The organism is Chryseotalea sp., from assembly GCF_057350905.1.
The window spans coordinates 741102-755120 of record NZ_JBMRCF010000008.1 but is presented as its reverse complement, the minus strand read 5'-3'; the positions used below and the strand labels follow the sequence as shown (position 1 = coordinate 755120).

The 14019-nt window shown below is 40.1% G+C and carries 7 protein-coding genes; 3 read left to right on the top strand and 4 right to left on the bottom strand.

What is annotated here, in order from left to right; all coding sequences use genetic code 11:
- Window positions 1-19 precede the first annotated feature (19 nt).
- Entirely contained in the window at window positions 20-1780 is a 1761-nt protein-coding gene (locus ACO1XM_RS11820) for a DUF4153 domain-containing protein (protein WP_486229143.1), read from the bottom strand.
- Window positions 1781-1896: 116 nt separating this feature from the next.
- Here ACO1XM_RS11820 and ACO1XM_RS11815 point away from each other — a divergent pair, with 116 nt between their 5' ends.
- Window positions 1897-5079, top strand: a complete 3183-nt coding sequence (locus ACO1XM_RS11815) for a VPS10 domain-containing protein (protein WP_486229140.1) — start codon at window positions 1897-1899, stop codon at window positions 5077-5079.
- Window positions 5080-5303: 224 nt separating this feature from the next.
- Here the strand turns inward: ACO1XM_RS11815 and ACO1XM_RS11810 are convergent, their stop codons facing one another.
- Both ACO1XM_RS11810 and ACO1XM_RS11805 read right to left on the bottom strand, forming a co-directional pair.
- The gene (locus tag ACO1XM_RS11810) at window positions 5304-6551 is read right to left on the bottom strand and encodes a hypothetical protein (RefSeq protein WP_486229138.1); all 1248 of its coding nucleotides are present in this window, start codon (window positions 6549-6551) and stop codon (window positions 5304-5306) included.
- The gene (locus tag ACO1XM_RS11805) at window positions 6548-8965 is read right to left on the bottom strand and encodes a DUF2339 domain-containing protein (RefSeq protein ID WP_486229136.1); all 2418 of its coding nucleotides are present in this window, start codon (window positions 8963-8965) and stop codon (window positions 6548-6550) included. Before ACO1XM_RS11805 ends, ACO1XM_RS11810 begins: the two co-directional genes overlap by 4 nt.
- 144 nt (window positions 8966-9109) lie before the next feature.
- Between ACO1XM_RS11805 and ACO1XM_RS11800 the strand changes: the two genes are divergently transcribed.
- Both ACO1XM_RS11800 and ACO1XM_RS11795 read left to right on the top strand, forming a co-directional pair.
- Window positions 9110-9442: a PadR family transcriptional regulator gene (locus ACO1XM_RS11800; RefSeq protein WP_486229546.1), complete on the top strand. Its 333-nt coding sequence runs from the start codon at window positions 9110-9112 to the stop codon at window positions 9440-9442.
- Complete coding sequence (locus tag ACO1XM_RS11795; RefSeq protein ID WP_486229134.1) at window positions 9442-12138, top strand: ABC transporter permease; 2697 nt, start codon at window positions 9442-9444, stop codon at window positions 12136-12138. The genes ACO1XM_RS11800 and ACO1XM_RS11795 overlap by 1 nt, the downstream gene beginning before the upstream one ends.
- On the opposite strand, the gene ACO1XM_RS11790 is transcribed toward ACO1XM_RS11795, so the two are convergent.
- The gene (locus ACO1XM_RS11790) at window positions 12139-13992 is read right to left on the bottom strand and encodes a GAF domain-containing protein (protein ID WP_486229132.1); all 1854 of its coding nucleotides are present in this window, start codon (window positions 13990-13992) and stop codon (window positions 12139-12141) included. It abuts the gene before it with no gap.
- Window positions 13993-14019: the final 27 nt, after the last annotated feature.

Sequence of the window (14019 nt, the reverse complement as noted above, 5' to 3'; positions counted from 1 at the left end):
ATCAACGATGTTTTACAAGCTACTTACGCAGCAAAAAGCCTTCTAAACTATTCAGTCTTCTTTGTGTAGAATCTCTTTCATAATTCATCGAACGAATGATAAGGAGTGCATTCCCACGCTCAAAATAAGCTGGAACTGTCAGCACTGTCTGCGCTAGTTTATTTGGGTTCCCTTCGCCCACCACAAATTGATTATCTTCTACTTTCCTATAAAGCTCTTGCAGGTTTGCGTTGTATTGCTGCGCTCCTGTTTTGACAAGAATTGTATCGCCTTGTTGTTCAATCAATAATTTATCGTAATTGTCATACCAGTTAATGGCAATCATGGTGGAGTAGCCTGCAATTGCAAAAGTGTCTGTGGCAGCCTGCACGCTGTAATAGTAGTACCTTTTTGTTTTGCTGGTTGTGTAGTATGATTTTAAGCCTAATTCCTTTCTTAATAATTCGGTACCTGCATATCGTTTTGTGTATTTGTTTTTAATAGTGTCTCTCTTTGCAATGGAGTCGTTCAATGCTGATGGTAATATAGTTCGCAAGGAAGCGGCTCCATAGCGCTCCGTCATAAAACGTAACTGCGTAATTGTTTCATTCCCTATGCTATCTGGAATATTGCCTGGCATGGGTTGAAGTTTATCGTCTTTCCAGCTTCCCTGGCTTTTAAAAAGACCGATTAATCTGTTGCGTTGTGAGTTTTCAGAAATAGCAGGGGCGCTTTGTGGTCCCCAGGCACTTAACAGGGCCAATAAAGCCAATGAAAAGGGAATGACTTTTATGTTTTGTTGTTTTGAGAACAAGAAGTAAAGTGTAATACCCGTTAACCAGGCTGCCAGCACAAGTACCACATAGCGAAGTTCTGTTATGCCATAACTCTGAATACGTACTACAATAGCCAAACATAATAATGGCAAGAGGGGCACCATCAAAATGTAAAACAAACGACTGTAGTTCTTGATCCAGTTGTTACCTTCATTGTGCCTTACCGGGTGAACCAGGAGAATGGATAGTATTCCATATACAGCATAACCCAATATTAACCAGGAGATAATGCCTTTTGGTAACGACCATTCGAGTATTACTTTTCCCTCATACAATAAAATAATGCTGAGATAAATAGTGGCTAGTGGTATTAAAACATATTGTGTAAAAATTTTTAATCCTTTCGGGTAATCCTGTTGCAGGTTTTCAAAGTGGTTAGGAACACCCGCCAGAAAGAATATAGTGTTGAAGAGTCCGGCAATAACGACAAATAAGCGCAGGTAGATTTTTGAATCGAGGTCTAAATCAAAAAGGAAATCGGTACTGCCTATGGCTATGCATAAACCAATGTATAATACGCCCGAATACAGACCAGCTGTGAGTATTCGTAAGAATAATTGCTTATTGTATTCCCAAAAAGATTCAATTGTTGTTTTGGGTGCAAACGATACGAGCAAGTGAAAAGCTACAATCAAAAAACTATAACGTATGATGCTGGTTTCAGCTTCTATAGGCGATAGTATAAACCAGCATAGTACCAGCAATATTGCACCGAGGGTTTGCGTAAGAGCCCGCTTCGTTTTGCTCAAGGAATAACTCTCTGACATTACGGATATCGATAGAAAAAGAGCCAGCCCCAATACAGCACATAAAATGAGGCGAATCACCTCATCATTGGCATTGTCTTGCTCAATCTGCCAAAGCATAAGACTTGTTCCACTTAATGCACAAAAAAATTCTAATGGGAAACGAAATATTGTTTGAGTGGTTGCTTCTTTAATCCGGGTTAATGATGGCCATTTCATTGTCAATCTATTTTAGATAAAATCTAAGCCAGTTTAGCTCAGATTCATTTTAAAGGTATGCTTTTACTGTCTCTGTTAGAAATACTTTTTATCTTTCAAGACTAATCGATAAACCTATGCGTAAATTTTTTCCTTTATTGCTCCTGTGCCTTGGCCTGATTTCTACATTAGAAGCGCAGCGCAACAAAAATGTGGCAGATCCTAAAGCAGCCGTTGTTAGTAATACAACAAGCATTAATGACTATTTAAAACCTGTTAAGTGGAGAAATATTGGTCCCTTCAGGGGTGGACGATCCGTTGCAGCAACAGGAGTTGTGGGTGATATCAACACTTACTACATGGGCACAACCGGAGGTGGCTTGTGGAAAACGGAAGATATGGGTGTGCAGTGGAAAAATATTTCTGATGGTTTTTTTAAAACAGGCTCTGTGGGTGCTGTTGCTGTTGCCGAAAGTGATGCGAACGTGGTCTACGTAGGTATGGGTGAACATGCAGTGCGCGGGGTTATGACACATCATGGTGATGGTGTTTATAAATCTACCGATGCCGGCAAAACCTGGAGAAAAATGGGGCTCGATTTAACGCAACACATTGCCCGTATCGTTATTGATCCTAAAAACCCAAACATCGTTTTGGTTGCTGCGCAAGGTCCTCTCTATGGTTATTCGTCAGACAGAGGGGTTTACAAATCCATTGATGGTGGTGAGACCTGGAAGAAAGTTTTATATGTAGATGATAAAAGTGGCTGTGTAGAACTCTCCATGGATGCCAACAACGCTCGCATTTTATATGCTGCCATGAATGAATATGGTCGTTTACCTTGGAAGGTAATCAGCGGTGGCAAAGGAAGTGGTTTGTACAAATCAACTGATGGTGGTGAAACATGGAATAAAATTCAAAAAGGATTACCCGAAGAGTTAGGTAAAATGGCCGTAGCCGTTTCTCCCTCTAATTCAGAATTGGTTTATGTATTGGTGGAGAGTAATACAGAAAAGCGTTCCGGTGGGCTTTTTGTTTCTCGAAACGGAGGTGAAAACTGGAGCCGTGTTTCTTCAGATGCCCGGTTAACACAGCGTGCCTGGTACTACATCGAATTATTTGTAGACCCCAATGATGAAAATATGCTGTATGTGATGAGCGCTCCCGCTTTGCGTTCTATTGATGGCGGTAAAACTTGGGAAGATATTTCTAACACCCATGGTGACTATCACAACCTGTGGATCAATCCGAAAAATTCAAAGAATATGATTGTGGCGGATGACGGTGGTGCTGCCATTACTTTTAACCGCGGACAGACCTGGTCGTCACAAAATATTTTTCCTACCGCTCAGTTTTATCGCATTAATGTAGACAATCTGTTCCCTTATAATATTTATGCCGGCCAGCAGGACAACTCCAGTGTACGCATTGCCAGTCGCGAGTTGGGTAGTGGTGGTATTACTACAGCAAGCTGGACATATTCAGCTGGTGGTGAGAGTGCCTTTCTTGCCTTCGACCCAAATGATCCGCGCTATGTACTCGGTGGCAGTTATCAAGGCACGATAGAAGTGCTGGACACCAAAGCCAGTGCAGCCACTAACATCATGGCCGCTCCGCATCAATACCTGGGCATGGATGCCAAAGACATTAAATATCGTTTCAATTGGAATGCGCCTATTATCTGGTCAAAGCACGAAGCGAATACTTATTATCACGGTGCTCAGTATTTGTTAAAAACCAGCGACATGGGTTTAACCTGGAAAGAAGTTTCACCAGACTTAACAAGAAATGAAAAAGCCAAGCAAGGAAAAGGCGGTGGCCCGTATACCAATGAGGCGGTGGGTGCAGAAAACTACGGAACCCTGAGTTACGTAATGGAATCTCCACTTGAAAAAGGTGTGATCTGGACAGGCAGTGACGATGGTTACGTACATATAACACGCGATGGTGGTGCCAGCTGGCAAAATGTAACACCTGTTGGTTTGCAGGAATGCTTAATTAACGCGATAGAAGTTTCTCCGCACAATGCGGCCACAGCATACATTGCTACCACCCGTTATAAATTTAATGATCACACACCTGCTTTGTATAAAACTACAGACTATGGAAAAACGTGGACAAAGATTTCGTCAGGTATTCCGGCCAATGCTTTTACGCGTGTGGTGCGTGAAGACGATGTGCGTAAAGATCTTCTCTTTGCAGGTACAGAACTGGGTGTGTTCATTTCTTACAATGGGGGTACCAACTGGTCTCCTTTCCAATTGAATTTACCTATTACACCGATTACGGATTTGCGCGTTCATCAAAATGATTTGATAGCCGCTACTTCAGGTCGCTCATTCTGGATTTTGGATGACCTCAGTCTGGTGCGTCAGTACAATGCGAATAGTTCAGGTTTAATTGTTTACAAACCTGAGTCTGCTGTATTGGCCAATGGAAGCAGTGAGTTAGATAAAAGTAATCCTGATTTCAAAGGCATGCATCCTTATCGGGGCGTAAATCCTGCTAATGGAATTGTTGTATACTATCAATTGCCTGAGCTTAATGAGAAAGCTTCTGTAAGCATGGAGATAAAAGATGCTAACGGCAATCTGGTGCGCAGCTTTACTTCAGTACCTGATTCAACATATCAGGAATACGACAGTGCACCCCCGGCTGATCCTGTGCTTCCAAAAAATAAAGGATTAAATCGTTTTGTGTGGAACATGCGCTATCCAACAATGGTAGGTGTTCCTAATGTTTACATAGAAAGCAGTTTCAGGGGACACAAAGCTGCACCAGGAAAATACACAATAACGGTGAAGGCTGGTGATCAAAGTGCTGCCGCTGAATTCGAAGTGCTGCCTAATCCATTGTATAATCTTGATACGAAAACGTATCAGCAATACCATACCGTAATGAGTGAGATGGAAAGTGAGTTAAATAAAATGCATAAGATGATTAACACGCTTTTCAATAAAAAAACTCAAATCAATCAGTTATTGGCTTCGGCTAACCTGAGTGCTGAGCTTAAAAAAGAAGGCTTGGCTTTAGTGGAAAAAATAAAAGCCTGGGATGAAGAAATGATTCAACGCAAGTCGCTTGCTTACGATGATGTGGAAAACTTCCCGAATAAATTCACTGCCAATTATCTGTTCATGATCAACCTGACCGAAAGTGATCTGCCGCGAGTTAATCAACCTTCACTTGACAGACAAAAAGAATTGAATGCACAGTGGAAAGTTCTTCAAAGCACTGGTACCGATTTGTTAGAAAAAGAAATTCCTGCTTTCAATGAAAAGCTTTGGAAAGCAGGTATAGGTAGTATCTGGGAGAAGTAGACTTCCTTAATTTTTTAAGAAAGGCCTTTGCAGCATGAGATTTATGCTGCAAAGGCCTTCATTATAAATTCAGGAACAGGTAAATGCAGTAAGCCATCAAATAAGCTTGCACGATACTATTTCTTCATTTAAGACATTTGTTTCAAAACCCGAATGAATACCATTTCCATGTGTCTAGCGGCTCGCAGCTGGTAGCTCTTAACTAACCAACTTATTCAGTAGCACTATTTAATCTCCGTCTTACTGGCATTCGTCTCGCGTATCAGCTTCACGGACATAAAGCCAAGCAGCGCCACTACTAAAATAATGGCCACCCAGATAATCATGCGGTTGGTAAAAATTGTTGTGCTGGTCTCAGGTCCTTGCTTACCATAAACCATGAAACCGCCCAAGTTTACCTGATCAAGTTGCTGCGGAATACTTTCCTGAAAATTAGCGAGGTCATAACTTGGTGATGCCATACTGGCTGCTCCTGTTTTTAAAACATATTCCTCTCCTTTTTTTAACCACGCCACTAAATAACGGCTACGTTGTAAAAGCTGTGCAGATTCCAGTTCTAAAGGCGGATTGTCTTCGTTATCTATAACCACCACCAATTCTTTTGAGCGTAATGCGTTTATATTGAGTATAGTCTTTTGTTTAGAACTTAACTCCAGGTCGTATTCCCACTGCAAAATACTTTCTTGTTCACCCTTCCTGTTGGTGTTGTATTGCAGACTGTATAGCGATGCTCTTCTCAAAAAGTAGGGTTGTCCGGTCATTGCTATTTTAATCCGGTCAATTGTTCTGATGGTATCAAGACTGATTCTTATAAATGTTTGCTTGCGCTGAACAGAGTCAGTCGCTTTAATGTTCAGATCATCTATTGGCATATATTTGCCTTCTTCTGACTGTTGTTCGTAATAACCGGCACTCAAAATATTGAGGGGTGCACTGCTGGAGTCATCTATTTCAAGTTTATAAAAAGTGTAATTACTCAACGGGAAGTCAACTATTTTAACTACAGTAGTATTATCCGGATTGTTGATGGTTTGCAGTAGAAATTGCTGTTTCAACGCAAACCAGTTCTCCTGATCATCACTGCCCAATAAGGTAGCCTGTTTGCTTACTTCTGCATTTTTAATGGAGAGACTGATGTTGTTAAAGGGAAGGCTGTCCGGATTTTTTAAAATGAGTTGCGTACAGCATTTTTTTATTTGTTTTTTAGATATGATCTCATAAGGCTTAAACTGCGTTGAATAGTATTGAAGTGCCTCCTCCTTAAACAAATAGGGTACTTCAGTCTTCTGCTGATTGTATATCCTGATGTTTGAGAAGGCTGCATTGGTGTAAGCACTTAAGGCAGGATTAATATCAATTTTGTAAAAACCATCTGTTTCAACAGCCTTTAATTTTGCTTCGCCACTAAACGCCTGACCATAAATTGTACCTATGGTAGTTAGCACTAACATTACTAATATTTTCAACTTCATACTTGGGGCTCGTTTTCGGTTTGTTCTTTGGCGGGCTCATCGGCCATTAAAATTTTCTTTAAGCGCTGGTACATAAAGGAAACTGTCAGCAGTAAAACACCCAATGAAATAAAGGCTGCGATTTTTCCACCTTCTGATATACCCTGGATATCCAAAGTAAATAGTTTAATGATGGTGATCAGAAATAAGGTCAGGGAGATTATCCTTAAATGTCTCTTCTTTCGCTTCAATCCAAAGGCTATCAGTATAAATGAACTGAGTCCCCAAAGAATAGGATAACCAATTTTATGATTCTGTGTCAATACATGGTCAAGGTTATAGAAGTCTGTTCCCGATAGCAATACCACAAGGTGGTCTAATTCTGCACTGGCCAGGAAAATAAAAAAGAAAACGTAAAACCAGGCATATGCATCTTTAGTCGTATGGTTAAAGGCAATCAGTTTCCTCATTTTCTTCAATGTTATCGCTGCTATACCAATTAAAAGGGCAATCAATACATAATGGAAAAAGAAACCTGTGCCAGACATTGCCGCAAACAAATAATCATAGCGCGCTGCCAGTATTGAATCATGGTAATAGAACAGGTAAGCCAGCATGGCAAATATACCCCAGAATGAAAATGCTTCTTTTACTCTTTCGTTATCTATCCATTTTCTATCGTAAAGCAACAGACATAAAATAAAGAACATGTTATATGTGCCTATCATCACATTTTGCGCTGCATAAGCCACCTCGTAATAATAGAATTGGTAGCGCATTTCCAGCAGTTGTGATACATAGACAACTATACATAAGAGTATTTGCAATATCGATCTGTATGCGCCTACATTGGTTTGATTCTCTTCCTTCTCAAGTCGCAATAAAAAAAGCGTTGCTATTACAGAGCCAATCGAAAATAAACCCGTCACATACCCCTTATTTAAAATAATCGGTAATGCTTCTTCTCCATAGTCATTATAAATCAGGTCCCAATCCATCACTAAGCTGATCAGCATAAGTGCCATCAAAATAACAGAACCCAGTTTCATTAAACGAATACCCGATTTTTGTGATAACCAAAGCAAGAGCACAGCTTCTGCAGCCCAGAAAAGTGTAATATAATTTCCTTCCAACTGTACCGGTGCCGCTAAACTGATAAAGGTGAGTACAAGTGCAATCAGCAGGTAAACAAGGTTCTTGTCAGCCTTAATTTTTTTGTACAGGGTATAGGCAAATACAAAATTGAATAGACCCAGTAATACTGTAAACAGGCCTCTGTAATCTGTGCCTGTTTTATTGTCTAACAATGCCATGCCTGCGGCATAATATAAAAAGGTATTACTTAGCAGTATTGTTATTTCAATTCCCTTAAATGGTAAACGCTCCTTAAGGTTATTGATAATGTTCATTGCGAAGAATACCAGATAAAACGCAGTTGCAAATAATAATGCGCCAACAATCATCGAACTCTGTTCACTATCAAACCTGGTGCTAAGCCAGGAACCGTAGAGCAAAACAGTAAGTGCATAGCAAATAATATTTACCAGTTTCCATTTCTTAAAATATGCCAGCACCAACATACCTAGATCCAAAATCAGGATGTAAGTAAAGAGTACTACATAATTTCCTTCACCTGTGCTGACCATAAAAGGAGAAGAGAAGCCACCAAGTATGGCAAGCACAGCCAACTCAATGCGGTTATAACCCAAAGAAAGCGCCACAGCAAAACCCGTTATGCCGACCATGAGAACAAAGGCCGTGCTTTGATCAAAAATATTATACTCATGAAAAGCAATAGCGATTGTCAGATAAAGCACAGCAATACCACCGCCCACTAAAACAGAACTAAAGGCAACAAAAGTCTGGCGGAGTCGGTGTGCAACACCTATCAATGCACCTCCGCAGAGGATGCCTATAAATACACGACCAATTTCATTGATCCAGTCCTGATCGATGGCATACTTGACAAAGAAACCTATACCCAACACCAGAATCGCAATACCAATTTTATTGGCCAGGTTCTCACCAATGAATTTCTCTAGATCAGGATTCCGCTCAAAGAAGTTAGGCTTCGGTGTTTTGGTTGCTTGCACTACACTTTCTTCAACTAACTCTTCATCCTCTGCTTCAAATACAGGCGCTAATTTTGGAAAAGCTTCATGTACTTCGTCCTCGTTGTAATCTTTCTGAAATATTTCTTCCTTAGGCTTAGGTTCAGGAATAACGATTGGCGGCACACTGTGTTCTTCTGTCTTCTTCTCTACGACAACCTTCTTTTCTAGTGTGGTCTCTTTGTTAGAGGTCAGCGTTTCTATTTCAGTTTTCAGCCCGTCAATCTTATAATGGAGTGACCTCATTTCTGACGAAAACTTACCATTTATCTTGATAACGATAATCAGAATGATAATCAGGGAAATGACAATCAGGAATTCCATGGGTTAAGGGGTATTATTTATTAATAACCGGTATAGCTCACAATATACAGCAGAAATGGCTTTGGTCAAGATTTTCAGCTTCCTGTGCAACCTTTTGGACTTTTAGGGCGTCTAATGCATAAGACTATTATGTATCAGGCTTCTATGCATTCACCAGAATTATTAAAAGGCACGCTCCAGACTATTGTATTAAAGGTACTCAAAGATCATGGCCGTATGTACGGTTATGAGATAACGCAGCGGGTAAAAGAATTATCGGAAGAAAGAATTCTGTTAACTGAAGGTGCGCTTTATCCTGCCCTTCATAAACTGGAAGCCGAAGGTATTCTAAAAACAGAAACAGAAAACATTGGAAAGCGAATACGCAAGTATTACAGTCTTACACCTCAAGGAAAAAGTCTGGTGAAAGAACGCGTAGCCGAACTCACTGATTTTATCAAAACGATGTCTAACGTTTTACAAGTCAAACTAGCTTAATGCAGCTGACCAATGACCATATTGATTACATTATAAAGGACCTGAATTATCGAGGCATCGTACACGATGATTTACAACAAGAGTTTGTAGATCATATCTGCTCTTCGGTAGAAGAAAAAATGCAAGGAAATATTCGCTTCCTCGATGCCTATCATGCAGTGCTCCAACAATTCGGTCATACCACAGGCCTGCGCAAAACCCAACTTCAAACCATTCGCCAACAAAACACACAGGTAAAAATTATGCTACGTAACTACTTCACCATTGCCTTGCGCAATTTGCGCAAGCACAGTTTCTATTCATTTATTAATGTGGCTGGATTGTCGGTCGGTATTAGTATCTGTCTCGTTATTTTACTTTTCGTCCTCAACGAATTGCAATATGACCAACATCATGAAAAGGTTGATAGAATTTACAGAATTCATGCACTAATTGATTTTGCTGGAAATCATTATGACATGACTTTTGCGCCAGCTCCCATGGCCGCAACCTTGACAAGTGAATACCCGGAAGTAGAAGCAGCTGTTCGTTTTCGTGAGCGAGGTTCATATCTGATTAAACGCGAAGCAGACAACATAAAAGAAAATAAAGTCATTTGGACTGATAAGGACTTCTTTAAAATATTCACCGTGCCACTTCTTGCCGGTAATGCCGAAACTGCCTTGGCCGAACCCAATTCGATTGCCATCAGCAAAGAGATTGCCGATAAGTTTTTTCCAAATGAAGAGGCCATTGGACAAACACTTATTCTTGATGATGACATGAATATGAAAATTACGGCTGTATATGAAAACATGCCCGAGACAAGTCATTTTCATTTTAATGTCCTTATTGCCATGGCTGGTCTGGAAGAGGCCAAAAATCCTGTCTGGTTCAGCAATAATTTCCAAACCTATTTTTTACTTCGAGAAGGAGCAAGCATTAAAAATCTGGAAAGCAAATTTCCAGATTTGATCACCAAGCACGTAATGCCCCAAATGAAAGAAGTATTGGGTGCTGATTTTACAACAGAAAAATTTGCCGAGGCCGGAAACAAACTAATCTACACAACACAAGCATTGTCTGATATTCATTTGTACAGTTCATTGATGGGCGAGTTCGAACCCAATTTTGATATTACTTACGTTTACCTCTTTGTTGCCATTGCACTGTTTATCTTAATTATTGCCAGCATTAATTTCATGAACTTATCAACAGCCCGCTCTGCCAATCGTGCAAAAGAAGTTGGTGTACGAAAAGTAATGGGCTCACTTCGTTCTCATTTAATGAGACAGTTTTTAATGGAGTCACTATTACTCAGTCTCTTCTCCTTTGTACTGGCTATTGGTCTTGCCTATTTCCTGCTTCCAATATTTAACAATCTTGCTGCACGTCAATTAAGTTTGCCTCTTACTCAGCCAGTATTTTATTTATTTATACTTAGCGGTGCCCTTGTTGTTGGATTACTGGCCGGCATCTACCCTTCATTCTTTCTGTCCGCGTTTAAACCTGTTAATGTTTTAAAGGGAAATGTTGCGCTTGGGATGAAAAGCGGTTTCATTCGTAGTTCGTTAGTTGTGTTCCAATTTATGATTTCTATTGTCCTGGTCATTGCCACCGCGGTGGTTTATATGCAGCTGGACTACATCCAAAACAAAAAACTGGGTTTTAATAAGGACCAGGTAATTATGGTCGATGATATTTATGCTTTGGGAGATCAGTGTCTAACCTACAAGGAAGAAATCATGCACCATAGTTTTATAGAGAACGCTTCTATTACTGGCTATTTACCTGTGGCCGAAAGCTGGCGAAGTGATACCCCTTGGTGGATGGAGGGCAAAGAGGCCAGTCAGGAAAATATGGTAAGCCTGCAGAACTGGCGGGTCGATCATGACTACATAAAAACATTTGGTATGAGCATTAGTGAAGGGCGCGATTTCTCGCGCGATTTTCCCTCCGATTCCTCAGCCGTTATACTAAATCAGTCTGCCGCTAAAGCGCTTTCATTAAATGAAAACATTATAGGAAAACGTATCAACACTTTTGGTGGTGATGACAATGGTGGGTTGGACAAAACTAATTTACGTGTCCTTACTGTTATTGGTGTTGTTGAAGATTTTCATTTTGAGTCATTAAAAAAGAACGTAACACCTCTTATCCTTTTTTTATCTAAAAAACCCAGCGGGTACTTATCTGTGCGTTTTCAATCTGCGAATACTGATGATGTAATTGCTATGCTTCAAAATAAATGGAAAGAAATGGCGCCTGGTCAACCCTTTACTTATCAGTTTCTGGATGACAGCTTCGGTAAAATGTATGCTGCTGAAACCAGGCTCGGCTCCATTTTTGGAATATTCTCCAGTGTTGCCATTATCATCGCTTGTTTGGGATTATTCGCTCTCACTGCTTTTACAGCTGAGCAACGCACTAAAGAAATTGGCATTAGAAAAGTGTTAGGTGCCAGTGTTGGTAGTATTGTTGTTATGCTTTCCAAAGATTTTGGTAAACTGGTTCTGATTGCTTTTGTATTGGCTACACCTTTTGCCTGGTGGGGCGTTAACGAATGGTTGCAGTCGTATGAGTATAAGGTAAATGTTGCGTGGTGGGTATATGTACTGGCCGGTGTAGTTGCTTTTGGTGTTGCCTGGATAACCATGAGTTATCAGTCAATCAGGGCTGCTTTATCTAATCCGGTTAAATCACTCAGAAGTGAGTAGTTAATTAAGCGAAATTTCATGCAGCGACAATTTAGACTTGAGCATTCTGATCTCACGTTCAAGTTCTCTTCTTTGTCGCTGCATTTCTTCTTGCGTGGCCAATAGTTCTTCTGCATTTTGCTTTAATTCTTCTTCGCGTTGTACCAATTCATCCTCGCGCTGTCTTGCCTCCTCTAACAGGCGAGCGGTGCGGTCAGCTATTTGTCTGCTGAGCAATATGCTGGCTATGCTTTCCGACATTTTTTCAACAAAGTCTAATTCGTGTTTTTCCAAAATGTTAAAAGATGCAAGCTCAATCAAGCCAACTACTTTCTCTCGCGTCTTAAGGGGTGTAATTAAAATATTAGTTGGTGTGGCTTCTCCCAATCCTGAGGTAATTTTAATGTAGTCTGCTGGTATTTCTTTCAGGTAAATGCTTTCCTTTTGCAGATAGCACTGACCTAGCAAACCATTATCAATGGTCAGTTTTTCGTTGATAAACTTTTTCTTATTGTAGGCATAGGTGGCAATGCGCTCCAGGCTTTTGTCTTCGTCATCAACTAAGTACATGGCGCCCTGGTTTGCTTTTAAATAGTTTATAAGTTGTTTCAAAATAACATCGCCTAACATAGTCACTTCAACATTTTCATTTTTGATAATTTCATTAAACTGGGCCGCACCTTCATTCGTCCAATTTATCTTTGCTTGCATTTTTTCCGACTCACTTATTTTCTGCTGCATCGCAATAATTGATTTTGCCAACACATCGTTTTTGTAAGCCTCATTATATTGCTGATGAATCTGGCCGTTTCCTAAATTCTCTGCAAATGTGCTGGCCGTTTTTATTCGATCTAACATTTGATTAAAAGCGCTTTTCGTTTCGCCTATTTCTTCTTTTGTTCTGACAACTAATGGCTCAGGAAAACTGCCCTCTGCCAGGCGAGCCATAGCAGACCTTAGCTCTTTGATAACTGAAGTTATCACATTCGAATAACTGACAGAAAGAACGGAAGCCACCAGCAGTTGGATTACGAAAATAATAACCAGCAGCATCCTTGACCACGCAATTTGATCGGCTGCCTTTGCCGCTACCATTTCTTGAATTTGTGATACTTCCTGTTTTACCTTTTCAAGTTCGATAAAATAATTACCCTTCTTTCCCTCCTTTGCTGTCAGACCAATTTGTTTTTCAATTTCCACCAGTTGGTTAAATCTGTTTTTATAATTGCGCAGCAGGCCGGCCAAAACAGTATCGTTTTGATGCAGTAATGTTTTCTCAAACGTTTCTGTTGTGGCATTAAAATCTATTTGGTATTTAAGTTCCTTCCTTAAAAAGAAATCCTTCTCATGCCTGCGCAAGGTCAGCATCAAGGCTTTGTCAAAATCGTGGTCGGATTTTTCTACGCTGTGTATGGATTCTCGTAATTGGCCTTCCAGTCCGAAATCCTTAAAGCCACGGATTTTTAGAAGTCCGATTATCTCACGAAAGCCTTCGGTAAGTTGTCTGGAGTTTGCAATTTTCTCAATTTTACTCTTTAAGAAAGAATCATCCAGTAATTTACTCGTAGATAAAACTCGCAGGTTTTCGTTCGCTTCTACTATCGATTTATTAAAGGCTTCAATCTGATCGCTTCTTCCAAATTCCTGAAACTGTTTTTCTTTATAACCCTCAGCTATAAATTCTTTCGAGGCGAGTTCAATACGTATAAGGTTTGTTGAAAGAATCTCTGCTTCACTTGCCAGAGATTTTACATTGAGAATATTATTGATCGATAGGATTGCATATACGGTGAGCAGAACGGATAATAAAATTATTGATCCGAAAGCAGCAAGAAGCTTTGCTCTGATTTTAAGTCTTTTGAAAAACGTTAACATCCTGGGCTATGAGAGCTCAAATGTAAT

Bases quoted from the DNA above. Each gene is read 5' to 3' on its own strand.
- ACO1XM_RS11820 (WP_486229143.1), bottom strand. From the start codon at position 1,780: ATGAAATGGCCATCATTAACCCGGATTAAAGAAGCAACCACTCAAACA.
- ACO1XM_RS11815 (WP_486229140.1), top strand. From the start codon at position 1,897: ATGCGTAAATTTTTTCCTTTATTGCTCCTGTGCCTTGGCCTGATTTCT.
- ACO1XM_RS11810 (WP_486229138.1), bottom strand. From the start codon at position 6,551: ATGAAGTTGAAAATATTAGTAATGTTAGTGCTAACTACCATAGGTACA.
- ACO1XM_RS11805 (WP_486229136.1), bottom strand. From the start codon at position 8,965: ATGGAATTCCTGATTGTCATTTCCCTGATTATCATTCTGATTATCGTT.
- ACO1XM_RS11800 (WP_486229546.1), top strand. From the start codon at position 9,110: ATGCATTCACCAGAATTATTAAAAGGCACGCTCCAGACTATTGTATTA.
- ACO1XM_RS11795 (WP_486229134.1), top strand. From the start codon at position 9,442: ATGCAGCTGACCAATGACCATATTGATTACATTATAAAGGACCTGAAT.
- ACO1XM_RS11790 (WP_486229132.1), bottom strand. From the start codon at position 13,992: ATGTTAACGTTTTTCAAAAGACTTAAAATCAGAGCAAAGCTTCTTGCT.